General features: G+C 37.8%; 23 protein-coding genes. 12 read left to right on the plus strand and 11 right to left on the minus strand.

The annotated features are described in order from the left end of the window. The first annotated feature begins 135 nt into the window (after nt 1-135). From HHL20_RS18705 to HHL20_RS18720, 4 genes are all read left to right on the plus strand, one after another. Nucleotides 136-582 carry a type VI secretion system contractile sheath small subunit gene (locus tag HHL20_RS18705; RefSeq protein WP_169232664.1) on the plus strand — a complete coding sequence of 149 codons (447 nt, stop codon included), beginning with the start codon at nt 136-138 and terminating at the stop codon, nt 580-582. Between the two features lie 20 nt (nt 583-602). Then, on the plus strand, nt 603-1,964 hold the full coding sequence (locus HHL20_RS18710; protein ID WP_169232665.1) for a DUF5458 family protein: 1,362 nt from the start codon (nt 603-605) through the stop codon (nt 1,962-1,964). A gap of 67 nt (nt 1,965-2,031) precedes the next feature. Next, a complete protein-coding gene (locus HHL20_RS18715) occupies nt 2,032-2,484 on the plus strand; it encodes a hypothetical protein (RefSeq protein WP_169232666.1) in 453 nt (150 codons plus the stop codon). A 68-nt stretch (nt 2,485-2,552) separates the two neighbouring features. Further along, nucleotides 2,553-3,596: an A/G-specific adenine glycosylase gene (locus HHL20_RS18720; protein ID WP_169232667.1), complete on the plus strand. Its 1,044-nt coding sequence runs from the start codon at nt 2,553-2,555 to the stop codon at nt 3,594-3,596. Nucleotides 3,597-3,619: 23 nt separating this feature from the next. Here HHL20_RS18720 and HHL20_RS18725 read toward each other — a convergent pair whose 3' ends face one another. Next, complete coding sequence (locus HHL20_RS18725; protein WP_169232668.1) at nt 3,620-4,708, minus strand: endonuclease/exonuclease/phosphatase family protein; 1,089 nt, start codon at nt 4,706-4,708, stop codon at nt 3,620-3,622. A gap of 113 nt (nt 4,709-4,821) precedes the next feature. Between HHL20_RS18725 and HHL20_RS18730 the strand changes: the two genes are divergently transcribed. The 3 genes from HHL20_RS18730 to bla are packed head-to-tail and all read left to right on the plus strand — an operon-like array spanning nt 4,822 to nt 6,533. Beyond that, nucleotides 4,822-5,259: a nuclear transport factor 2 family protein gene (locus tag HHL20_RS18730; protein WP_169232669.1), complete on the plus strand. Its 438-nt coding sequence runs from the start codon at nt 4,822-4,824 to the stop codon at nt 5,257-5,259. A gap of 8 nt (nt 5,260-5,267) precedes the next feature. Beyond that, nucleotides 5,268-5,645, plus strand: coding sequence for an SMU1112c/YaeR family gloxylase I-like metalloprotein (gloA2, locus tag HHL20_RS18735; RefSeq protein WP_169232670.1), 378 nt, complete (start codon nt 5,268-5,270; stop codon nt 5,643-5,645). A gap of 12 nt (nt 5,646-5,657) precedes the next feature. Further along, nucleotides 5,658-6,533: a subclass B3 metallo-beta-lactamase gene (gene bla, locus HHL20_RS18740; protein WP_169232671.1), complete on the plus strand. Its 876-nt coding sequence runs from the start codon at nt 5,658-5,660 to the stop codon at nt 6,531-6,533. On the opposite strand, the gene HHL20_RS18745 is transcribed toward bla, so the two are convergent. Further along, nucleotides 6,514-6,897, minus strand: coding sequence for a DUF1634 domain-containing protein (locus HHL20_RS18745; protein WP_169232672.1), 384 nt, complete (start codon nt 6,895-6,897; stop codon nt 6,514-6,516). The two genes, bla and HHL20_RS18745, sit on opposite strands and share 20 nt — an antisense overlap. After that, nucleotides 6,897-7,727 carry a sulfite exporter TauE/SafE family protein gene (locus HHL20_RS18750; RefSeq protein ID WP_169232673.1) on the minus strand — a complete coding sequence of 277 codons (831 nt, stop codon included), beginning with the start codon at nt 7,725-7,727 and terminating at the stop codon, nt 6,897-6,899. The genes HHL20_RS18745 and HHL20_RS18750 overlap by 1 nt, the downstream gene beginning before the upstream one ends. A gap of 85 nt (nt 7,728-7,812) precedes the next feature. Between HHL20_RS18750 and HHL20_RS18755 the strand changes: the two genes are divergently transcribed. Next, nucleotides 7,813-8,364: a DUF1543 domain-containing protein gene (locus HHL20_RS18755; protein ID WP_169232674.1), complete on the plus strand. Its 552-nt coding sequence runs from the start codon at nt 7,813-7,815 to the stop codon at nt 8,362-8,364. A gap of 84 nt (nt 8,365-8,448) precedes the next feature. Further along, nucleotides 8,449-9,561, plus strand: coding sequence for a 5-(carboxyamino)imidazole ribonucleotide synthase (locus HHL20_RS18760; RefSeq protein ID WP_169232675.1), 1,113 nt, complete (start codon nt 8,449-8,451; stop codon nt 9,559-9,561). Nucleotides 9,562-9,612: 51 nt separating this feature from the next. Here the strand turns inward: HHL20_RS18760 and HHL20_RS18765 are convergent, their stop codons facing one another. From HHL20_RS18765 to HHL20_RS18775, 3 genes are all read right to left on the minus strand, one after another. Beyond that, complete coding sequence (locus tag HHL20_RS18765; protein ID WP_169232676.1) at nt 9,613-11,736, minus strand: cation:proton antiporter; 2,124 nt, start codon at nt 11,734-11,736, stop codon at nt 9,613-9,615. A 6-nt stretch (nt 11,737-11,742) separates the two neighbouring features. Then, a complete protein-coding gene (locus HHL20_RS18770; RefSeq protein WP_169232677.1) occupies nt 11,743-12,306 on the minus strand; it encodes a hypothetical protein in 564 nt (187 codons plus the stop codon). Between the two features lie 96 nt (nt 12,307-12,402). Further along, nucleotides 12,403-13,308 (minus strand): DMT family transporter, encoded by a 906-nt coding sequence (locus tag HHL20_RS18775; protein ID WP_169232678.1) that lies wholly within the window; start codon nt 13,306-13,308, stop codon nt 12,403-12,405. 146 nt (nt 13,309-13,454) lie between these two features. On the opposite strand from HHL20_RS18775, the gene purE reads away from it, so the two are divergent. After that, nucleotides 13,455-13,958 (plus strand): 5-(carboxyamino)imidazole ribonucleotide mutase, encoded by a 504-nt coding sequence (purE, locus tag HHL20_RS18780; RefSeq protein WP_169232679.1) that lies wholly within the window; start codon nt 13,455-13,457, stop codon nt 13,956-13,958. Between the two features lie 57 nt (nt 13,959-14,015). Here the strand turns inward: purE and HHL20_RS18785 are convergent, their stop codons facing one another. The 5 genes from HHL20_RS18785 to ahcY all read right to left on the minus strand — a co-directional run bounded on the left by HHL20_RS18785 (nt 14,016) and on the right by ahcY (nt 20,805). Then, nucleotides 14,016-15,395: a BspA family leucine-rich repeat surface protein gene (locus HHL20_RS18785; RefSeq protein WP_169232680.1), complete on the minus strand. Its 1,380-nt coding sequence runs from the start codon at nt 15,393-15,395 to the stop codon at nt 14,016-14,018. Nucleotides 15,396-15,415: 20 nt separating this feature from the next. Further along, nucleotides 15,416-16,969, minus strand: coding sequence for a BspA family leucine-rich repeat surface protein (locus HHL20_RS18790; RefSeq protein ID WP_169232681.1), 1,554 nt, complete (start codon nt 16,967-16,969; stop codon nt 15,416-15,418). 33 nt (nt 16,970-17,002) lie between these two features. Beyond that, complete coding sequence (locus HHL20_RS18795) at nt 17,003-18,664, minus strand: BspA family leucine-rich repeat surface protein (RefSeq protein WP_169232682.1); 1,662 nt, start codon at nt 18,662-18,664, stop codon at nt 17,003-17,005. A 215-nt stretch (nt 18,665-18,879) separates the two neighbouring features. Beyond that, nucleotides 18,880-19,272 (minus strand): inner membrane protein YiaA, encoded by a 393-nt coding sequence (gene yiaA, locus HHL20_RS18800; RefSeq protein ID WP_169232683.1) that lies wholly within the window; start codon nt 19,270-19,272, stop codon nt 18,880-18,882. Nucleotides 19,273-19,491: 219 nt separating this feature from the next. Then, the gene (gene ahcY / locus HHL20_RS18805) at nt 19,492-20,805 is read right to left on the minus strand and encodes an adenosylhomocysteinase (protein WP_169232684.1); all 1,314 of its coding nucleotides are present in this window, start codon (nt 20,803-20,805) and stop codon (nt 19,492-19,494) included. A 245-nt stretch (nt 20,806-21,050) separates the two neighbouring features. Between ahcY and HHL20_RS18810 the strand changes: the two genes are divergently transcribed. Together HHL20_RS18810 and HHL20_RS18815 are read left to right on the plus strand one after the other, a co-directional pair. Continuing rightward, nucleotides 21,051-21,926, plus strand: coding sequence for a carbon-nitrogen hydrolase (locus HHL20_RS18810; RefSeq protein ID WP_169232685.1), 876 nt, complete (start codon nt 21,051-21,053; stop codon nt 21,924-21,926). Nucleotides 21,927-21,928: 2 nt separating this feature from the next. Continuing rightward, nucleotides 21,929-22,984 (plus strand): agmatine deiminase family protein, encoded by a 1,056-nt coding sequence (locus tag HHL20_RS18815; protein WP_169232686.1) that lies wholly within the window; start codon nt 21,929-21,931, stop codon nt 22,982-22,984. The last annotated feature ends 23 nt before the right edge of the window (nt 22,985-23,007 follow it).

Raw genomic sequence — 23,007 nt, forward strand, 5'->3', positions numbered from 1 at the left:
AAATATTAAAGAAAATTCTTAACAAAATTTTGTATGTTACAGTTTTTTTTTAAATTTAAACATTGGATTGGTCAGCTATTTGATGCTGATAAATACGATTCACACCAAAATAAAAAATCTCAAAATAACAATAATATGGCAATGTTTAATTATGGCGTTGGCGGAAACGAAGTGAAAGTGGATGCCAATGAAGCTATTCAGAACATACAGGAGAATAAGTCATTGATTGTGAGCCAGCTTACTACAGACGAGCCTTACATTCCTGAAATTGTAACAGGATTAAAGACTGTGGAAGACGTCTTCAAACATTTTCAGCCTTCTGTAAACGTACAGCACGAAACACAAGACGGCAATGTAGTCGAAGAAGAATTCCGTTTTCAGAATCTTGCAGACTTTACCCCCAAAAATCTTACCCAGAAATCAGCGTACCTCCAGCAGCTCAGCATGGAGCAGGAGCAGTACAACAAAATCGTACGCCAGCTGAAAACCAACAAAATTCTGCGTAATATGCTCGAAAACGATCAGACAAGAGCTGCGTTTATCGAGGTATTGAAGGAAGTGGCACAGGAACTTGAAAAATAATCTAAAGACTTACACTAATCATGGATAGTAAATTACAGGCAGCTGAAAACCAACAACAGGGGCAGCAGCAACACGCAGGTCAGCCGAAAGGTAATCCGCTTGCCGAACTCAATAAAATAGGAGGTTTCGGTTTTGTAGAATCCGTTGTAGACGGTATCGCCAATATGAACCCCACCCGAAAAGCAAGGAAAGAAATATTCCTTACCGACAACAACAAAGAAGAAGAAAGAAAAGAGCTTCTTCAGAAAATAAATCTCTGGGTAAACCTGCTCGAAAGTAATGATTCTGCTGATAAAATGGCTGAAACATGCAAATCAAAAGCACAGGCAGCAGACCAGAGTTTAAGATCCAATCTAAAAAACACACTGGATGCTGTACGCCAGCTGGAAACCAGCTACAGAACGGTAGCGCAATTTTACAAAAATACGGAACTTGATAAAGTAGACAATGTAAGTATTGTAAATGCAAGTCTCAATCAGGTAGCCGATCTGGATAATCCTATTTTTATCGATGCAATCGCCGAAGAATTCAAAAATTATTATGACCGTCTTGATCTTCGCGACAACTATTCGATTTTGGCAATTCCAGGATATCTGGGATCCAATAAAGTGATCGAAAAATGGGCGAAAATATGTAATGAAAACAAAGTCATGATGGTGACCGATTTTGCCAACCTCGACAAGCCGGATGATGTTGTAGATCTTTTCCATTCTGCAAATCTTACAGGAGGCGAGCTGCACAGAAGTAATGTAATCATGACCTGTAACTGGCTTGTAGGCCGTGGAAAAGCGGAAGAAGTAGGAGAAGAAGAAAATGTGGAACTTCCGCCATCAACATCATTAGCAGGAAAGATCCACAAAACATTGATGTCTCAGGTGGCAGCAGGAAAAAAGCACGGAAATATCAACGAAGTGGATGCTGTAAAATTTGAATTGAAAAAGAGCGAGATTTCCCAGCTTGAAAAAATGGGTCTTGTTCCGATGGTCAATGAATACGGAAAAATCATGGCATTCTCTGCAAAAACTCTTTTCACGGGAGACAATATCGGGCTTCAGACTTATTCTGTTGTTCGTGTATTCGATTATGTGACCAAAGTTTTACTGGATTTCCTGAACAGAAGAGCTTTCGAAAACTGGAATGCCAAAAATGAAGATGATTTGAGAAGACAAATTGTTCAGTTCCTGGATAACATCAAAGGTCCGGACAAGCTGATTGAAAAGTTTAAGATCGTTCGTTTTGAGCAGGACAGGGTCAATAAAGACAGGGTTTGGCTGGACATCCGCCTTACACCGTATTTCCCTACGAAAAGTTTTGTGATCAAATTAGACGGTCATAAAGGAGACGACGGAAATGAATGGGATGCAGAATATTCCCAGGAATAAAATATTATCATAATAAAACCGGTGCTCATACATCGGTTTTTTTTATCAAATCATTAAATATTTCATTATGAAAGGCAGATTATCTTACTTTTTGCCATTGATATTATTGGTTTTCAGTTGTGAAGAGAAAAAACTTCAGAACCAACATACAATTGATCTTTTTGCAGATGAAAGACAGGAGGGGAAAGCATATATCATGAAGCCTCAGGAATGTTTTGACGAAAGTGATATGGTGGTTTCTTCGGGTAATGTAAAATTGATTGATCAGTCATCAGGACGCGGAAAATCTATTTTTATTTACAGGGTTACTTCGGGCGAAGTGATGAAGACAACGAGAGATTCGGTGGTGAATTTCCCGGTTCAGTTCCTTTCTAATCAGCGGCTGATGTTTAAAAAAGATTCCATCTCATATATTTATCTCAAAAAGCTTGAGGGCTATCGCTTTATTGCAAAAGAAATGAATCTGAAATATCAATGGCTTAAGGCGGCTCCCGTATATTCAGCGAAACAGGAAAATTAGATTATCTTTGTACTGCAGATTCATACCTGTCAGGTTTTGATACAAGCATCAAAAATGAAGACGAACTTTTGGAAAAAATAGAAAAAACAGATTTTAAATATATCGGTAATAAACTGCTGGGCTGGTACAAAACAAACGCCAGGGACCTTCCGTTTCGACAGACAAAAGATCCTTACAAAATCTGGATCTGTGAGATTGTTTTTCAACAGACGCGAATTAGCCAGGGGCTGAATCATTACAATAATTTTATTGAAAGATTTCCCGACGTAAAAACGCTTGCAGAAGCTGAAGAGAATGAAGTTTTACTGTACTGGAAAGGACTTGGATATTATTCCAGAGCAATCAACGTTCATAAGGCGGCACAGCAGATTATCAACGACTATCATGGCGTTTTTCCGAGTGAATATGAAGAGATTCTCAAACTGAAGGGTGTAGGGAAATATACTGCAGCAGCAGTTTCAAGCATCTGTTTCAATGGCAGGATTCCGGCTGTGGACGGTAATTTTTACCGCGTTCTGAGCCGGGTTTTTGCGAATGATTTTGATATTTCCAATTCAGGAGCTTTTAATTATTTTTCTGAGCTGGCTCATTTAATTTTACCCGATAATGCGGGAGATTTTAATCAGGCCATGATGGATCTGGGTTCCGAGATCTGCAAGCCAAGAAATCCATTGTGTGGAGAATGTCCTTTAAATAAAGACTGTATCGCATTTCTTACCCATAAAGTTTCAGATTTTCCCGTTAAAACAAAAAAAGTGAAAGCTTCAGGTCTCGAACTGAAATATTACTTCGTGCACCGGAACGGAAAATTTTTAATTCAGCAGAGAAAAGACGATTTTATCTGGAAGAAGCTGTTTGAATTTGCTCCTGAGATTTCAGATGAGCTGGTTCCTTTTATTAAAAGTGTAAAAACAGTACAGCACAAACTCACCCACAAAAACCTCAGCATTGAAATTTATAATGTGGAAGTAGATTCGGAAGAAGCCTGGAATAATTTCGTTTCTGACAATGATTATATCATCAGCGATTACGAAAGTTCACACCAAAAATCTTTTCCCAAACCTCTGGAAAATTATATCGAAAATTATCACACGGCGTACCGGATTTTATAGCTGAATATAAATTCCTGTATTCTTTATCCTTCTGTGACTATAGCATCCCGGTTTCCGTCTTCTTCTTTTCCTTCTTCAATCATTTCCTCGGCTTCAGCCTTTTCCTCTTTTGAAGCGTGGTCAATTCGTTCTTCCTGTTTTTTATCCTGGATATGATCTATAAAAAATTCGCAGTATACGGGAAGATGGTCCGAACCGAAATTTTCAAGGGTTTTCATGTCTTCAATAAAGATTTCTTCGCTGTGAAACATCAGGTCGATCGGAAATCTCAGCAGGCGGTATCTTGCATGAAAGGTTGAAACAAACGAACGCCCGATCCTAGGATCAATCAGGTGGCTTGTTTTTCTGAACAGAATAGAAGATTTTGACCATGCTACGTTATTAAAATCACCTACAACAATAATAGGCTTTTTAATTTCCCTTACTCTTTTTGCCGTACTCAGCAGATCACCGTCTCTTTCCTTGGAAGTTTCTTCTTCCGTAGGACTTGGCGGCGGCGGATGAACTCCGAAAAATACAAATGAAAACCCGTCTTCGGTCTTTAAATGGGCTTCGATACTCGGGATGTCGTCGGCCACAAAATAGTGTGTCTGCGCACTTTCTACTTTTATTTTTGAATAAAAATGCATTCCGTAGGTGTTTTCCAGCGTTACTTTATGCTGATACGGATACTCTTTTTCGATGGATCTCAATGCTTCTTCCCAGTCGCCGTTACTTTCCATGGTCAGGAAGACATCCGGCCGGTATTTTTCTATCAGTTGAATGAAACGGTTATATTCCTTATTAAACTGATAGACATTTGCCGATATAAAACGCAGCTTTTCCGAAGACTGGTTCTTTTGAGTATATTTTCTTACAGGATACAGAGGCGTATACTTGATAAGGATGATGCTGTGATGAATCAGCATAATCAGCAAAAGCCCTTGCGAATACCAGAAATATTGCGGCTTGCCAGAAGCGGCAAAACCGAGAATTAAGGTAAAGAGTATGAATACGGTGATCTGTATTTTACCGAACTCCGGGACCCGGAATATCCAGTGAGAATGTTGAATTTTCGGCAGTATGGTTAGAATCAACAACAATACTGTCAGAATCAGATAGGCTATCCACATATGTTAAAATAATTCTATAAATTTAAATTATTTTTTATTATTGCTCAAATCAAATTATCTTTAAAGCATATCTTAACAACAATTAAAACCATTCCAAATACCTATTTTTTACCATGAATAAAATTTTTGCAGGCGTGTTACTTTTAGGAAGCTTTTGTTTTGGGCAAAATCAGCAGGAAATAGAGAAGCCTGTGAGAACTTTATTTACCGCCATGAAAAATGCGGATGCAGAATTGCTGAAGTCGGTTTTTTCAGAAACGGCCATTCTTCAGACCATTACCAAAGACGGTGTGAAAAATGAAGATATCAATGATTTTATAGCCTCGGTTTCAAAGATGCAGAAAAATGATCTTGATGAAAGAATTACTATTGAAGCGATTCATGCCGATGGGGAGTTGGCGAGTGTATTTACGCCGTACTCTTTTTATTTTAAAGATAAATTTTCTCATTGCGGAGCAAACAGTTTTCAACTGGTAAAACAGAACGGAGAATGGAAAATCCAGTATTTAATTGATACCAGAAGAAAAGATAACTGTAAGGAAATACAATAAATTTTAAAATGAAAATCCATCATATTGCCATAATCTGTTCAGATTATGAAATCTCAAAAAAATTCTATACCGAAGTTTTAGGATTAAATATCATTCGTGAAGTATATCGCGAAGAAAGACAGTCTTTTAAACTTGATCTTGCAATAGGGGAACATTACGTTATTGAGCTTTTTTCGTTTCCGGATCCTCCTGAGAGACCTTCACGTCCAGAGGCTTGCGGGCTGCGGCATTTGGCTTTTTCAGTGGAAAATGTCAATGAAAAAAGGGAAGAATTAATACGGAAAGGTTTAAACTGTGAAGAAATCAGGATTGATGAGTTCACCGGAAAAGAATTTTTCTTTACGCAGGATCCGGATCAATTGCCACTAGAATTCTATGAAATTTAAAAATTTAATATCATGAAAAAATATATTATAATCTTGGGACTGCTAATGGCAGTTCCGTTTACGGCACAGGTTGTAAAGGAACCCAAAAAACTCGAAGAATGGTCACGGGCATATGAGCCGTTTCGCATTGCAGGAAATCTTTATTATGTAGGAACTTATGATCTCGCTTCATATCTTATTGTTACGAATAAAGGAAATATTCTCATTAATACAGGATTGGCAGATTCGCTTCCGATTATCAAAAGTAATATTCAGAAACTGGGTTTCAGGTATAAGGATACCAAAATTTTGCTTCTCACCCAGGCGCATTTCGATCACTTAGGGGCAATGGCAGACATAAAAAAGGAAACGGGAGCGAAATTATACGTTGATGCCGCCGATGCCGAAGTTTTAAGAACCGGAGGTAAAACAGATTATGAGATGGGAAAATATGGGGTGACCTTCAAACCGGTTAATCCCGATTATACTTTGAAGGATAAAGATAACGTAAAACTTGGCAATACAACTGTTACAATGCTTCATCATCCCGGACATACGAAAGGCTCCTGCAGTTTTATTTTTGAAACCAGCGATAATAAGCGAAGTTACAAAATTCTTATCGCCAATATGCCTACCATTATCATTGATAAAAAGTTCTCTGAAGTTGCTGCTTATCCCAATATTGAAAAAGATTATCAATATACCTTACAGGCAATGAAGAAGCTGGATTTTGATATCTGGGTGGCCTCACATGCAAGTCAGTTTGACCTTCATGAAAAACACAAACTGGAAGATTCTTATAATCCGGCCGTATTTATGAACAAAAAAGAATATTTTGACCAGCTTGATTCGCTGGAGAAAGATTATCTCAAGAAAAAATCAGAAGACCTTAATGGGCATACCCCGTAAAAAAGCTGATGGCCATAATAACCAGAACGATGGAAGAAATGACTACATATATGTAGTCTTTTTCTTTTAAATATCCGATCAGTGCAAAAATAATCCTCATTAAAGGCGTAAAGATCAGAAGCAGTATTCCCAGCTGAATGATCGCCATTCCTTCACCTTTGCAGAGCGAGTTCCAGAAATGTCCCCAAACCTTTTCAGAGGAACTTCCCATGTCTAAAGACGTATATTTTTTTGGCATTTTAAAACCTTCTGTAAAAAGCTTTACAAAACCAATCAGTGAAGTAATTACGGAAAGAATAACGCCGAGTCTCAATAAATTACCTACAGAACGGTTCAGATCTATATCCGTGAAATTCTTTTTCATTATCTGAAGCTTTTATTGATACCGTTATACATCATATAAACAGAAAGGATGGTAATGACAATGGCAAAAAATACCTTTAGTTTTTTTGTTTTCGAAACCATCAGTGTTTTTGATCCGATAAAGCTGCCTACCACAACCCCAATCAGAACAGGCGCTACAATCACAGGAACAATTTCTCCTCTCTGGAAATAGATCAAAGCACTGGCAACCGCCGTAACACCGATCATAAAGTTACTCGTGGTGGTAGAAACCTTAAACGGAAGTTTCATCATATTATCCATGGCCAACACTTTCAGGGCTCCCGAACCGATTCCTAATAATCCGGACATAGCTCCGGCGAACATCATCATTAGAAATCCAGGAACAGTGTTTCTTGCAGAATAACTTTTTACCACACCTTTATCCGGAAAAGTTCCGTACAGTTTCAGCTTCTCCTCAAGGCTTCCTTTAATAATAGGCTCCTGATGGTCAGGTTTTCCTTTTAAATTTAAAATAACCGTTAAAAGAAGAATACTGGCGAAAATAATTCCGATGGTATTGGGATTAAGCATTCCGGATACCAAAGCTCCAACGATAGCGCCCGCTGTAGTGGCAATCTCCAGAAACATTCCGATTCTCATATTAGTGAATCCTTCTTTCACAAAAGCAACTGCTGCGCCGGATGAAGTTCCGATCACAGAAATGAGAGAAGCGCCAATGGCATAATGCATAGGAACGCCGAAACCCAGCGTTAATAAAGGAATAATAATGACTCCTCCTCCCAAGCCGGTCAGTGACCCAAGAAGTCCTGCCGAAATTGCTCCAAGGAAGAGAATAATGATTTCTGACATGCTACAAATATAAAACTATTGCGTTAGTCTGCCAAACGTTTAAAAAAGATAAATTTGATGTATTTTTGCGTAAACAAAATTGAATATGAAACTTTTTTATGTCATTCTGGGAGCTACGCCACCCGGCAGAAACATTGAGCAGCACGATGTATTTTTCGGAATTGCCGAAAGTCTGAAAGATCTTGTGGAAGATATGAAAGCCTTCTGGAAAGAAGCAAAAGGGAAAATTCATATCGACTGCTATCAGGAAGTGAAATTTGTGGACGGATATGAAGTAAAGATTGTTGAAAGGGGGGAGGAAACTTCCGAAGAACAGTTGTATTTCATTAATCTCGGAGGCTACAAAAGAGGATTTTTTGAAGAGTTTCATGAGCAGCATATTGTCGTGGGAACTTCAATGGCAGAAGCTGTAAAAAGAGCAAAAGCAACGGAGTTTTATAAAACTATGGGTTTCAAAGGAGCAACCAGCCATATTGATGAAAAACTCGGGGTGGATATCGATGATATTTTCCCGGTAAAGGAAATCCTGCCTTCGGAAATGAAACAGAAATATGCAATATCACTGGTAAAATCGGATGCTGAAAATCAGGAAAATTTCGTAAGTCTAGGCTATCTGAAGATTGATAAAATCCAGTAAAATAATTATATCTTAAACGAAAGCTTTCAGGCTTTGATTTAAAATATTCATTAAAATAAAATACAACAAAAAATAAAGGTAAAAATGAAAATAGGAATTTTAGGTGGCGGACAGCTTGGAAGAATGCTGATTCAGGAAGCGTTAAAATACGACGATGAGTTTTATACACTGGATCCGGCTGCTGATGCACCCTGTCATAATATTTCTTACTTCACACAGGGAAGCTTTAACGATTATGAAACGGTTTTGAATTTCGGTAAAGATAAAGATGTCGTGACCATTGAAATCGAGCATGTAAATGCAGATGCATTGGCCGAGCTTGAAAACCGGGGAATAAAAGTTGTTCCGAATTCCAATATCATTAAAACCATTCAGCAGAAAATTCTTCAGAAACAATTTTATAAAGCCCACGATATTCCAAGCCCGGAATTTGAAGTGATGGACGGAAGTTCCGACGAAATAATAATGCCGCTGCCTTTCGTACAAAAAATGAATACGGGTGGCTATGACGGAAAAGGAGTACAGGTGATCCGAACAGCAGAAGATATGAAGAACTTATGGACGCAGGATTCGGTAATTGAGAAACTGGTGGATATCGATAAAGAACTTTCCGTTATTGTAGCCAGAAATGAAAACGGAGAAACCAAAACTTTCCCTGTAACGGAAATGGTGGCCGATCCCAAATTGAATCTGTTGGATTTCAATATTTGTCCGGTTTTGTTGTCAGACGAGATTGAAGACCAGATCAATTTCATCACAGAAAAATTTTTAAATGCCATCAATTCTCCCGGGCTTTTCGCTATTGAATTATTTTTGGATAAAGAAGGAAAAGTGTGGGTGAATGAAACGGCTCCCAGATTACATAATTCGGGTCATCAAAGCCAGGAAGGAAATGCCAATTCGCAGTTTGAGCAAATGTATCGTGTTGTGAAAAATTTACCTTTGGCAGATACCGACGCCATCATCTACAGCGGAATGCTCAATCTTGTAGGGGCAGAAGGCTACTCCGGAAAAGTAGTATATGAAGGAATGGAGGATGTTTTAAGACTTCCCGAAACGTATATTCACCTGTACGGAAAAACAGAAACCAAACCCGGAAGAAAAATGGGACACATCAATGTTCTGGCGGAATCCAGAGAGGAACTGATGGAAAAATTGGTGATGGTAAAAAGTATGGTGAGAGTGATTGCAGAATAATGCTGGTGAAGCCCTGACAGAGTTCCAAACTCTGTCAGGGCTTTGCAACATCTACTTAAAAATCTTTTTAATAATATTTCCGATTTCCATAAAATCATCATGATTTCCTACGGATCTTTTTTCAGAATTATTTTTATCGTATTCAGAATAAGGAAAAATCAATAAGTAATTTTTATCCGGCAGACTTTTGTTCAGTAGGTCCGGGATCAGTCTCATTCTTGGAATGTAGGAATGCATTCCGCGTTTTGCCATAAAAAGGATCAGTGCCTCATCATCTTTCAGCTGGGAAGCGGTTTCTTCACCATCTTTCCATGTTTTCATAATGATAAATTCGGCTTCAATATTGGCTTTTTTAATAATTCGCTGAAGGATATTCAGAATATTTTCATCGGCATAAAAAACAACCGTAGCTCCTGAATTTCTGGCAATGTTCCATACCCTTAAAAGCGAATGGAAAAATCCGGCTTCCTTATGGGCATTTTCAGGAATCATTACTGCATACTTCTTAATAGTTGATAAAGGTTGTGCAGCATGGTAAACAAGCACATTGACATCGTCGTTCTGAAGATAGCCATTATAAAGATTATACACAAAGGCAGGGGAGAAGCCTTTCTCATCTTCCAGCCCTATAATAAGATCTGTGATATTCTGTTCTTTAATAACATTATTGATTCCGTTCACCACATCATTATCATATCTTTTTAATGACTGCATTTTCACATCTGCTGCGGCTGCAGTATCCGTAGCCTGATGAAGAAGCTTCTCTGCATTTTTTACGGAAGATTCATTTTTATCTTCATTAATAACATTTAAAGCAAACAGATCTTCCGTATTGGAATGTGCCTTGATCATAATGCCCAAATTCACCATTCTTTCCACCGTTGCTTCATAATTTAAGGCTAAAAGAATATTTTCTTCTTCATGGTTTTTACCGGAAACAGTGTCTTCATTATCCTGTTCGGCAATCTTTTGCGCACTGGACATGGAGATAAATGAGGAGATCGTACAGGAAATAAGAATCAGCAGAATACTTCCGTTCAGAACGTGTTCATTAAGCAAACGAACGGGCTCACCGGTTTCGGTTTCAGAAAGGATAATATTATAACCTACCATTACCGTTGCCAGAGTTGCAGCAGCAGATGCAGAGCTGAGTCCAAAAATAAGCCTGCCTTCTTCTTTGGTAAACCCAAATGTTTTGCGCGCAATAACAGACGAAATATATTTTCCGCCAATAGAAGCAATCAGCATAATAGAAGCGACCTTTAATGTTTCAAAACTGCTGAAGAATACTTTAAAATCAATCAGCATTCCGACACTGATCAGGAAAAAGGGGATGAAGATCGCATTTCCCACAAATTCTACACGGTTCATCAGTGATGAGGTATGCGGAATGAGCCTGTTTAAAGCCAGACCGGCAAAGAAAGCCCCGATAATCGCTTCTACACCGGCTAATTCTGCTAAAACTGCGGCGAAGTAAATCATTACCAGAACAAAGATATACTGTGATATTTTATCATTAATTTTTTTAAAAAACCAACGTCCTATTAATGGAAAAATCATTAATACAATAAGTGCAAAAACAATAAAAGAAACCGATAGTTTTACCCAGAAAGAAACACCGACATCACCCTGAACCATTCCTACAACTATCGCAAGAACAAGTAATGTTGCTACATCCGTTATCATTGTTCCGCCTACTGTAATATTAACAGCCTGATTCTTCGCCAGTCCCAGTTTACTGACGAGTGGATAAGTAATAAGGGTTTGTGAAGAAAAAAGACTGGCAAAAAGTACGGAAGTGAGTACAGAAAAATCAAGTAGATAATAAGATCCTAAATAACCTAATATAAAAGGAAATATAAATGCATACCCGCCATATCCAAGACTTTTCCATTTGTTCTTTTTGAAATCGCCCATATCAATTTCCAGGCCTGCAAGAAACATGATATACAGAAGCCCTGTGGTTCCGGTAACGACAATGCTGCTGTCTCTTGCCAGAATGTTAAATCCATTAGGGCCGATTACGGCTCCGGCAATGATAAGGCCAAGCAGATGCGGAACTTTTATTTTGTTCAGCAGCAGGGGAGCGGCCAGAATGATAATCAGTACCAGCAGAAACTTCAGAACAGGGTCTTCAATGGGAAAACTCAGGTTATGTATACTCAGTAAATTCATAAGTGTTTATTTGGTTGAACGGATAAGTTCTACAGAGAATTTTGCCATACAGTTGTCTATGGTAATGGTTCTTGTTCCTCTGATTTTACTCGGCGAAATATCATTCAGTAAGACATTCATTTCTACCTGTTTTTTTGCAGTTGAATCTGTTTTATAGTTAAGTTTGATCTCATTATTTTCAAACTTCCCGGAATAAGCTCTTACGAGATTGTTATTATTGATAATTTTTGTTGAAAGCTGTAAAGAATCACTGTCGAATTCCCAGGTATCGGTACGCTGGTCACCCACGACGTAATCGGTGCAATTGGATTCGGTGCAGATTACTTTCCCCGTCCATTCGCCTGCAATTTCTTTTGGCCATACCACAATTTTCACCGAATCTTTTTTTGAGAAAATACTGTCTCTCATTTTTAAAAGCGACTGGTATTCAGATTCTTTCTGGGCAAATAATTTTTCTTTTTCAAGCAGCTGTTTTTCTCTCATCATAAGCTCAGTTTCCTTTTTCTTATCGTCGCAGGCAACTAAAAGAAATGAAATGGTAATGATAATAAATAGTACGTTTTTAAGCATATTGTAATTTTGGATTAAACAATATAATGAAAAATGAGGAAAATGAGAAATTATACGGACTTAAATCCTCCTTCGTATGTACAACATCGGCCTAATTTATCCGATTTTGTGTCTTTTAAACATCTCACGGTTATAATTGATCACAAAAACGCCAAGGATGATCAGAAGAGCGGCAATGATAAATTTTGCAGAAATATCTTCATCAAGAATCAGCCAGCTTAAGAATATGGAAATAATAGTGTTCACATACGCCAAAATGGAGACCTGAACCGGGGAAACTCTCGTTAAGGCGTAATGATAGGCAAAAAATGCTGCTACAGAACCGAATAGTGCCAAATATAACATGGCAGAAACACTTTTCACCGACCAGTTTCCGAAATTATAATCTTCGGTAAACAAAAAAGCAAAAATGATCTGAATGATTCCCGCAAAAGCAAACTGATAAAAAAGGTTTAATGAAATATTTTTACTCTGAATATTCATTTTTTTTGTAAAAATAGTTCCGGAAGCCCATCCGAAAATCCCGCAAAAGAGGAGTAATATTCCGAATCTGTAATCGGGATTAGCCAGATCATGGATGCCATCCCAGAAGATGAATGTTATTCCTCCGAAACATAATAAAACACCAATCAGTGCACGGATCGTGAATTTCTGTAAACCTAACCCCACGCTTCCGAGGAAAACAATAATAGGCGAAGTGGCACTGATCAATGAGGTAAGGCTGCTGGTAAGCGTTTCTTCGGCTACAGTGGTTAATCCGTTGGCAATAATCAGCATCAAAGAAGAAAATACAAGCTGATACCCCAGGTTTTTCCACCCGATCCATTGAAACTGACCTCTGTACAAAAGAATCATAAGCATAATAAGGGAAGCCAGGAACTGACGAATTCCCGCTACAAACCACGCAGGAATTGTTTCTACGGCAACCCGAATGGATAAAAATGTGGTTCCCCAGACAATAGCAACAGTAAGAATAGCGAGCGTAAGTTTATAATCTTTCAAAATGGTGGTATATGGTTAACAAAAATACTTAATTTAAAATTGGCTGTTGTCTAAGCCGGCTTGTATGCATGGATGAGAACAACTTTTGCGCCTTTTTGGATGTCGCTTATTAATTTTTTATCTTTGGGCATCTAATAAATAGAAGAATGGTAGGAATTATTATGGGAAGTCAGAGCGACTTGCCGATCATGGAACAGGCTGCAAACTTTTTAAAGTCTCTTGATATTCCGTATGAATTAACGGTAGTTTCCGCGCACAGAACGCCGGAAAGAATGTTTGATTACGCCAAAACGGCTAAAGAAAGAGGTCTGAAAGTAATCGTGGCCGGAGCAGGAGGCGCCGCCCACCTTCCGGGAATGGTGGCAAGCTGTACCACCTTACCTGTAATCGGGGTTCCTATTTTATCAAGCAATTCCATCGACGGATGGGATTCTGTTCTGTCAATTCTCCAGATGCCGGGCGGAATTCCCGTGGCAACCGTAGCACTAAACGGCGCTTTGAATGCAGGAATTTTAGCAGCTAAAATCATAGGCAGTGCAGATGAAATGGTAGCTGAAAATCTTCAGAAATATCAGGATTCCCTGAAAGATAAAGTTTTGGGAACTGTTGATGATATTAAAACAAAGCATCCTAATCATTTCGATCAGTAGCATAACAAAAATACATAAAAGTTTCGCGGCTCACGAAAATCGTGAGCCGCGAAACTTTTATTGCTTAATAAATTTAAAATTCTGTCTTTTATTTTCGGTAATGATCTGCAGCATGTAATTCCCCTTTATTAAAGAACTCACATCTATCTTATTTTCATTTAAGGTATGCTGAAGAATAATTCTTCCTGCTGAATCAAAAATAATATAGTCGGTTCCTTTCATATTTTTAAGATAAATAATATCTGTCGCAGGATTCGGATAGATTCCGATTGGGTTTTTCACGGAGCCCTCTGAAGTTGATAACAATTGTTCGCATTCCATGATATAATTATCGCCCGACATTAGCCATCCTTTATTGTTTAATAAATAATTCCTGGCGACTAAAGATGATGATGAACTGTAAACAAGCGGTGCAACACTGTATAAATTAATTCCGGAAGGAGTCGCGGGATTGTTTGCCCATCCCTCCAATGTATTCCCATAGTTCGAACAATCTATCCCGGAGCCGGTGATCATTCTTGCGGCCATAGAAAGCAAACTTAAATTCCACTTTCCTAAGCTATAATTAAAAGCAGTTGCGTCTTCTAAGATGCACCGCATATCCGTAACTTTTGAAGTGTCCCAATCTGTAATATCCTGATTGAACTCCGAACAAATATGAAGCATATGTGTCATGCTGGTAACCTTTGAAGTATCCCAGTTTCCAATGGGCTGATTAAATTTTGGGAGATAATGAAACATCCAGTCCATATTTATTACATTCGATACATTCCAGTTTCCAACCGGCTGGTTGAAATTTCCTGCGCTGGCAAATAAATGGCTCATATTGTTTACGGAAGCTGTATTCCAAAGATTGAACGTCGGGTTTCCGATAAGAGATGTGCAGTTGTAGAACATGGCCAGCATGCTTGTTACGGATGAGAAGTCAGGAATATCTGTAGCTGTTATATCCAGATTGATACAATCAGAAAATCCCCATTCCATATTGGTCCAGTGAATATTTCCCCATTGTGAAACTTCTAAGATTTTTTTTGCATCTCCATTATAGGATACTATGGTAGGGATGCGAAGGCTTGGCGAAATAAAAGCTTCATTAGGAAATTTTACATTATGGAAATTTCCGTTGCCATTGCTTATTTTAACTTTATAAGTAGCATTTCCGGGATTAGAATTAAAGGGAGCGCCGAAATCTATCAAAAAATGATCTGCAGAAGTTATGGTAAAGCTGTCATTGTGAGCAGGAAATCCTATTTCTTCCCACGATACATTGAAATTATCTCCTGATCCGGGAAACCAAATTTGGTTGACAGTAGAAGAAGGTGCCGAAAAAATAGTCGTGCTTGGATTGCTGGGTTTCCAGATCGTGATAAATTCATTTTGTGCTGCCAATATCTGACAGAAAATCAAGCATAAAAAAGTAAAGATATATCTTAACATAAGTAATATTTCAGGTTTTTTTATTCTTTAATGAATTTATAAGTTTGAATTTTATCTTTTGTTACGATCTGTAAAATGTAATTTCCTTTTAATAAAGTGCTGATGTTGATGAGCTCATTTTCTATATTCCCTTCCCTGAGTAACCTTCCCGATGCATCAACGATTCTGTATTTTTCTGCGCCATGTAAGTGTTCTGTATGGATATTATCTTTTGCGGGATTAGGATAAATTGAACCTCCTTTTGTGGCTTTAATATCAGAGGTTGCAAGAAAACAGCTTCCAGCTGAGTCTCCTGAGATGATCCAGTTTTTATTGTTAATGAGAAAGTCTCTTTCGTTGGTAATATTTGAGGCATATTTTGCTGGTGCTGTAGACCCTAGATTGACATTGTTTGCCGTATTGGGATTGTTTGCCCAGGCCACAAGTGTTTTACTGTAATTGTTGCAGTCGATAGCAGTATTTACAATCATACTTGAAGCATCACTAACTGATGCTAAATTCCAGTTTTCGAATGATTGATTGTAGCTTGAAGCACCCGTTAAAAAAGTATTTATTGTTGTAACGTTACTTACATTCCAGGAATTTAAATTTTGATTAAACGAGGTACAGCCATGAAATACGTGTCCCATATCTGTAACATTTGCTGTGTTCCACATATTTAAAGGCTGATTAAATACGGGAATCATATGAAACATGAAGTGCATATCCTGAAGACTTGAGGTATTCCAATTGTCCAATCGCTGATTAAAGCTTACACACTGACCAAACATCCAGGCCATATTGGTAACTTTTGAAACATCCCAATTGTTGACACTTTGATTAAATACTGTTCTTCCGGCCAGCATATAGCTCATGTCGGTAGCTGAAGAAGTATCCCAGTTTCCTATAAAAGGTGAATTGAACTGATGAGGAATATTGGATGTGCTCGTAAGACAGGAAAACATAAAACTGAAATTCTTAACTCGGGAAGTATTCCAGTTTTGCATAGAAGGAGCTCCTGTAAATTGCGGAGTTCCATGAAACATGAAAGATACATCCGTTACAGCGTTAAGGTTCGGGCTGTCCGTTGCAGTGAGCTGTAGGGATAGACAATTGGTAAAAGCAGAATTCATAGAGATCCATGAGATGTCTCCCCATTGCTCTACTTCCAGTATTTTATCAGCGCTGCCAAACATTTGCCAGATCGGTATAACCAGTTCTGCAGCAGAAAATAATTGTGCTGTTCCAAATTTTATTTGTCTGAAAATACCGTTTCCGTTGGAGACTTTTACCCTGTAAGTAGCACCGGAAGCATCTCCGCTTGATGCTCCGAAATCAATTAGAACCTGATTGGTAGAGGTTACATTCGTCATAATTCCGTTATGAAGCGGGTACCCGATTTCTTCCCACTCGATTGTGTAATTTTCTCCATTACCGGGAAACCAGATTTGATTTGAATTGGCCTGAAAAGGAGCGTCTACCGTTACGCCAGGATTTAATACAAGACCAGGCTGCCAGATAGTGATAAACTCATTCTGTGCTTTTGCTATCTGAAAAAATGTAGCAAAAATAAATAGTATAATAATATTTTTCATGTCAGTTCTTATAAAAAAGATAAAAATAAATGATTATTTTTTAATAAACTTAAAATTCTCGGTTTTGTCTCCTATTTTAATTTTTAAAATATAATTTCCGGGAACCAAATGCTGAACATTGATCATTTCTTGATTAAGAAGATCCTTATTGATGATTCTTCCGCTAAAATCTATAATCTGATATTCCTTTGCTTCTTTCGGGAAATTTTTAATAAAAATAAAATCTGTAGCAGGGTTTGGATATATAGAAATGTCTTTTTTAATGTTGTTTTCTGAAGTCGAAAGTACAGACTGGCATTCTCCATCATATGAATCTCCCGCTATTGACCAGCCTTTGGATGTGATTAAGAAATTTCTTGCATTCACTGCTGCCTGATGAGAATATTTAAGAGGTGAGATATTGGAAATACTTATGTTTTGCGGAGTTAAAGAATTGATACTCCATCCTAAAAGCGTGCTGTCGTAGTTTTGGCAATTTAATCCGGAATTTAAAAATAGATTACTTGCAGACGTAAGGGAGGAAAGATTCCAGCTACCCAGATTTTGATTAAAACTTGTTGCTCCATCGAACATATGATCCATAGTCGTTACCTGACCTGTGTTCCACTCACCGATATTTTGGTTGAAAGACGTTGCATTCTGAAACATTGAAGTCATTAATGTTACATTGGAAGTGTTCCAATTCTTTATATCCTGGTTAAACGCATTTGCATTTTGAAACATTCCATTCATATAAATTCCATTAGCAGTGTCCCAATTTCCTATAGGCTGGTTAAAAGTGTGCGCGTTTAAGAAAATTTTTTGAAAATCTGAGACATTTGCAGTATTCCAGTTCCCTATAGGTTTATTGAATGCAAGAGCTCCTGAAAACATTAGTTCGATCTCTATTGCACTAGACATGTCCCAATCTCCTAACGGTTGGTTGAAAGCAAATGCATTAAAAAACATCGCATTAAAAGATTGAACATTCCCCGTATCCCAAGTATTAATATTTTGGTTAAATGATGTAGCGAATGCAAATGTCAGAATCATTCGGGTCACATTAGAGGTATCCCAATTACCAAGCGGTTGGTTGAATAAAGGGCAGTTTGCAAATGCAGACTGTAAGTCCGTCACAGTTGATGTGTCCCAATTGTTAAAACTGCTATTGCCAATAAGAGAAGCACAAGAATTAAATATGTTATCAAAACTTGTAACATTGGTTAAATTGGGTATATCTGTTGCGATCATATCCAAATTTGAACAAGATGAATAAGCAAAATCCATATTTTCCCAAATAATATTTCCCCAATGCTCAATTTTTAAAATTTTATCCGGATCTCCAAAAAAAACAGAAGTCAAAGGATCATAAAATTTCACTCTTTTAAAAGTTCCATTTCCGTTGCTTACTTTCACCCGGTAAGTCGCATTGGCTGCCACAGCATTTTGTGGATTTCCAAAATCAATCAAAAAATGCAGAGTAGAAGTAATGTTTGATAAGCTGCCATTATGAGAAGGATACCCTACTTCTTCCCAAGACACATTAAAATTATTGCCTCGTCCAGGAAACCAGATCTGCGTAGAGGTGGATGTAACACCACCTGATATATTCTGTGCAGATGTATTGCTTGGCTTCCAGATGGTGGTAAACTCATTCTGTGCTTTTATAATCTGAAAGAAAAAAATACAGAGTGTAATGAGTAATAATTTTTTCATGGTATATAATTTGGTATAAGAAATAAGAGTAATTTTATTAATCTAAAATATCTTTGGTTTATTTTTAAGATTAATATATTATTATTAAATATTCTTTATTAAAAGCAAATATAGTATTTTTCTATAAATATCTCTATAATTTGTGAATTAATATCGTTGAAATAAAAATGCTCATCACATCTGATGAGCATTGTATAATTGAATGGATAGATTGCTTAATCTTCCATCATATTATCCCGCGTATTCTTTTGTACGGCAATAGCACCGAACAGCGCCAATAGAAAGGCAAATGCATAGAACCCTTTTTCGCTTGGTAAGATGGTTGCATTAAACAAACCAACCGTCAGTAAAACAATTGATGATAAGGTAGCAAACCAACATATCCCGTAATAAATGTCGGTAACTTTGATGTTTTCCATTCTGTCACGAACGGCTTTCTGCAAAGAAACTACAGCAAATAAACCATAGAGAAGAATGGTAAAATAATATCCTTTCTCATTAAGTTCCATTTCTGCCCTTACAAGACCTGTAATATAACCTATCATTCCTGCGCCTAAAGCAACCCATGATGCCGCTACAAAGGCGGTCGATACATTTTGTTTTTTCATGTTAATGTTTAATAAAGCGCTAAAGATATTAATTTTAATTCAATGCAAACCATAACTTAATTTTTGAAATTTTATTGCTTTCATATTATCAATGAAGCTTCGTACGCTATGTTTAATACTTTTTGTTAGGTTCCGCGGCGGCGAAGCCGCCGCGGAACCTAAACAAAAAAACTCTCCTGAAAGGAGAGTTTTTTTAAATATCTAAATGCTGATCAGCTATTAATATCTGTAATATTCCGGTTTGAAAGGACCTTCAACATTTACCCCGATATAATCAGCCTGCTCCTGAGAAAGAGTTTCCAGCTCAACGCTTAATTTCTTAAGGTGAAGAGCAGCTACTTTTTCGTCAAGATGCTTCGGAAGCATATATACTTCATTTTTGTAAGCTGCAGAATTATTCCAAAGTTCGATCTGAGCCAATGTCTGGTTAGAGAAAGAGTTGGACATTACAAAACTTGGGTGTCCTGTAGCACATCCTAAGTTTACCAGTCTTCCTTCCGCAAGAATGATTACTTCTTTACCTTCAATCGTATAAATATCCACCTGAGGTTTCACTTCAGATTTTGTATGACCGTAGTTTTCGTTCAACCAAGCCATATCAATCTCGTTATCGAAGTGGCCGATGTTACAAACGATCGCTTTATCCTTTAATTTTAAGAAATGTTCTTTTCTTACGATATTAAAGTTACCTGTAGTCGTGATTACGATATCTGCGTTATCTACTACCGTATCCAGTCTCTTAACTTCATATCCGTCCATAGCAGCCTGAAGCGCACAGATCGGGTCAATTTCTGTTACCGTAACAATTGATCCTGCTCCTCTGAACGATGCAGCAGTACCTTTACCAACGTCTCCGTATCCGCAAACTACAACTCTCTTACCAGCCAACATAATATCTGTAGCTCTTCTTACAGCATCTACTGCAGATTCTTTACATCCGTATTTGTTGTCGAATTTAGATTTGGTTACAGAATCATTTACGTTGATCGCAGGCATTACTAATGTTCCGTTCTTCATTCTCTCGTAAAGTCTGTGAACACCTGTTGTGGTTTCTTCAGAAAGACCTTTGATTTCTTTGGTTAATTCCGGATATTTATCAAAAACCATGTTTGTTAAATCTCCACCATCATCAAGGATCATATTTAATGGCTTTCTGTCTTCACCAAAAAATAAAGTCTGCTCAATACACCAGTCAAATTCTTCCGCATTCATCCCTTTCCATGCATACACCGGAATTCCGGCAGCAGCAATAGCAGCAGCAGCATGATCCTGGGTAGAGAAAATATTGCAAGAAGACCAGGTAACTTCAGCTCCCAAAGCTACAAGCGTCTCGATAAGCACAGCTGTCTGGATCGTCATGTGAAGACATCCCGCAATTCTTGCTCCTTTTAGCGGCTGAGATGGTCCGTATTCTTCACGGATGGCCATAAGACCAGGCATTTCAGCTTCTGCAAGATTGATTTCTTTTCTTCCCCATTCTGCCAGGGAGATATCCTTAACTTTATAAGGAAGGTATTGTGTTGTAGTACTCATATGCAAATGAATAAGTTTAAATTCAATAATAAATAGTATGCAAAATTACAACTAATAATTAAGATTAAAAAACGCCGGTAAATTTTATGAATATGAAATTATACAGGTTTGTTTCTTTCAATCTGATTAATATTCATATAATTCCTGTAATAACATAGTCTGTTAGATCAAAACTGAGTTTTTGACAGAATTATTCTATCATCTATTTTAAAAATATTAATTTTATGCCCGCAAAAATCAACAACATGTCAAAAGTAAAAATAGGTACCGTTCAGATGTCTTGTGTAGCAGACAAGCAGGAGAATCTGAACAAAGCCATTGAAAAAATAAAGGAAGCTGCAGCAAAAGGGGCTCAAATTGTTTGTTTACAGGAGCTTTTCACGTCATTATATTTTTGTGATGTGGAAGATTATGATAATTTTGATCTGGCCGAGCCCATTCCCGGACCATCCACAGAAGCACTTTCACCTGTTGCTAAAGAATTGGGTGTTGTAATTATTGCTTCATTGTTCGAAAAAAGAACCGAAGGCCTTTACCATAATACAACTGCCGTTATTGACGCAGATGGAACTTATCTTGGAAAATACAGAAAAATGCATATTCCTGATGATCCTGCATTTTATGAAAAATTTTATTTTACACCAGGAGATTTAGGTTATAAAATTTTCAAAACCAAATTCGGAAAAGTAGGGGTGCTGATTTGTTGGGACCAATGGTATCCGGAAGCTTCCAGAATCACCGCTTTAATGGGTGCAGATATTATGTTTTATCCCACTGCAATCGGCTGGGCAACGGATCAGGATGAAGAAACCAATCAGGATCAGTATAATGCATGGCAGACCATTCAGCGTTCCCATTCGGTGGCCAATGGAGTTCCGGTGGTTTCTGTAAACAGAGTAGGATTCGAGCAAAACGGAGCTATGAAATTCTGGGGCGGAAGCTTTGTTACGAATGCTCAGGGAAAACTGCTCTATCTGGGATCTCATGATCAGGAAGAGGTTGCCGTTACAGAAGTAGATCTGTCACAGACAGATTACATGAGAAAACACTGGCCTTTTCTGCGTGACAGAAGAATCGAAACGTACTCACCAATTACTAAACGTTTTATTGACGAAGATTAGTGATGATAGATAAAAATTTCAATCCGGCGGAAAACGGATATATTTTTCCTGCAGAATGGGAAGAACATGAAGCGACATGGCTTTCTTGGCCTCATAAAGAAGCATCTTGGCCTGAAAGAATCGATCTGATTTATCCGGCTTATGCACAATTTATTGCTGAACTTACGAAAGGTGAGTTTGTCTGCATCAATGTAAAAGATCAGGAAATGCAGGCCTTTGCAATGGAACACATTTCAAAAGCGGGTGCTGATATTTCAAAAGTTGAATTCTATTTTAATGAAACCAATGACGCCTGGTGCAGAGACCATGGTCCGGCTTTCTTAATTAATAAAAATGGTCAGGAGCCTCAAAAAATTATTGTAGACTGGGGATTCAATGCATGGGGTGGTAAATATCCGCCATTTGATCTGGATGATGATATTCCAACTAAGATTGCTCAACAAAAAGAAATTCCTGTTCTTTATCCCGGGATTATTATGGAGGGTGGTTCTGTTGAATTCAATGGTGCCGGAACTGTACTGACTTCAAAATCCTGCCTGCTTAATGAAAACAGAAATCCGCATCTTTCTCAGGAAGAAGTGGAGGAATTTCTGAAAAAATATTACGGACAAAAACAGGTTCTTTGGGTAGAAGATGGTATTGTGGGCGATGATACAGACGGGCATATCGATGATACCATCCGTTTTGTGAATGAAAATACCATTTTAACCGTTATTGAAGATGATCCTGAGGATGATAATTATGAAATTCTTCAGACCAATCTCCGTCAATTGAAAGAAATGACCTTACTAAGCGGAGAAAAGCTGAATATCATTAAACTTCCGATGCCGGATGCAATATATTGTGAAGGGCAAAGACTGCCTGCTTCTTATGCCAATTTTTATATTGCCAACAAATCTGTGATTGTTCCTACATACAGATGCGATAAAGATGCAGTGGCGCTGGAAATTATCCAAAAGTGTTTTCCCGACAGGGAAGTTGTGGGGATAGATTCTACCGATATCATCTGGGGACTGGGAAGCTTCCACTGTTTAAGCCAGCAGGAACCTTTAGTTTAGTTGACTTTAAAAAATAAAAGCAT

Origin of the sequence: Chryseobacterium cheonjiense, assembly GCF_012927265.1 — a bacterium.
GTDB classification, from domain to species: Bacteria; Bacteroidota; Bacteroidia; order Flavobacteriales; family Weeksellaceae; genus Chryseobacterium; species Chryseobacterium cheonjiense.

Bases quoted from the DNA above. Each gene is read 5' to 3' on its own strand.
- HHL20_RS18705 (WP_169232664.1), top strand. From the start codon at position 136: ATGGCAATGTTTAATTATGGCGTTGGCGGAAACGAAGTGAAAGTGGAT.
- HHL20_RS18710 (WP_169232665.1), top strand. From the start codon at position 603: ATGGATAGTAAATTACAGGCAGCTGAAAACCAACAACAGGGGCAGCAG.
- HHL20_RS18715 (WP_169232666.1), top strand. From the start codon at position 2,032: ATGAAAGGCAGATTATCTTACTTTTTGCCATTGATATTATTGGTTTTC.
- HHL20_RS18725 (WP_169232668.1), bottom strand. From the start codon at position 4,708: ATGTGGATAGCCTATCTGATTCTGACAGTATTGTTGTTGATTCTAACC.
- HHL20_RS18730 (WP_169232669.1), top strand. From the start codon at position 4,822: ATGAATAAAATTTTTGCAGGCGTGTTACTTTTAGGAAGCTTTTGTTTT.
- gloA2 (WP_169232670.1), top strand. From the start codon at position 5,268: ATGAAAATCCATCATATTGCCATAATCTGTTCAGATTATGAAATCTCA.
- bla (WP_169232671.1), top strand. From the start codon at position 5,658: ATGAAAAAATATATTATAATCTTGGGACTGCTAATGGCAGTTCCGTTT.
- HHL20_RS18745 (WP_169232672.1), bottom strand. From the start codon at position 6,897: ATGAAAAAGAATTTCACGGATATAGATCTGAACCGTTCTGTAGGTAAT.
- HHL20_RS18750 (WP_169232673.1), bottom strand. From the start codon at position 7,727: ATGTCAGAAATCATTATTCTCTTCCTTGGAGCAATTTCGGCAGGACTT.
- HHL20_RS18755 (WP_169232674.1), top strand. From the start codon at position 7,813: ATGAAACTTTTTTATGTCATTCTGGGAGCTACGCCACCCGGCAGAAAC.
- HHL20_RS18760 (WP_169232675.1), top strand. From the start codon at position 8,449: ATGAAAATAGGAATTTTAGGTGGCGGACAGCTTGGAAGAATGCTGATT.
- HHL20_RS18765 (WP_169232676.1), bottom strand. From the start codon at position 11,736: ATGAATTTACTGAGTATACATAACCTGAGTTTTCCCATTGAAGACCCT.
- HHL20_RS18770 (WP_169232677.1), bottom strand. From the start codon at position 12,306: ATGCTTAAAAACGTACTATTTATTATCATTACCATTTCATTTCTTTTA.
- purE (WP_169232679.1), top strand. From the start codon at position 13,455: ATGGTAGGAATTATTATGGGAAGTCAGAGCGACTTGCCGATCATGGAA.
- HHL20_RS18785 (WP_169232680.1), bottom strand. From the start codon at position 15,395: ATGTTAAGATATATCTTTACTTTTTTATGCTTGATTTTCTGTCAGATA.
- HHL20_RS18790 (WP_169232681.1), bottom strand. From the start codon at position 16,969: ATGAAAAATATTATTATACTATTTATTTTTGCTACATTTTTTCAGATA.
- HHL20_RS18795 (WP_169232682.1), bottom strand. From the start codon at position 18,664: ATGAAAAAATTATTACTCATTACACTCTGTATTTTTTTCTTTCAGATT.
- yiaA (WP_169232683.1), bottom strand. From the start codon at position 19,272: ATGAAAAAACAAAATGTATCGACCGCCTTTGTAGCGGCATCATGGGTT.
- ahcY (WP_169232684.1), bottom strand. From the start codon at position 20,805: ATGAGTACTACAACACAATACCTTCCTTATAAAGTTAAGGATATCTCC.
- HHL20_RS18810 (WP_169232685.1), top strand. From the start codon at position 21,051: ATGTCAAAAGTAAAAATAGGTACCGTTCAGATGTCTTGTGTAGCAGAC.
- HHL20_RS18815 (WP_169232686.1), top strand. From the start codon at position 21,929: ATGATAGATAAAAATTTCAATCCGGCGGAAAACGGATATATTTTTCCT.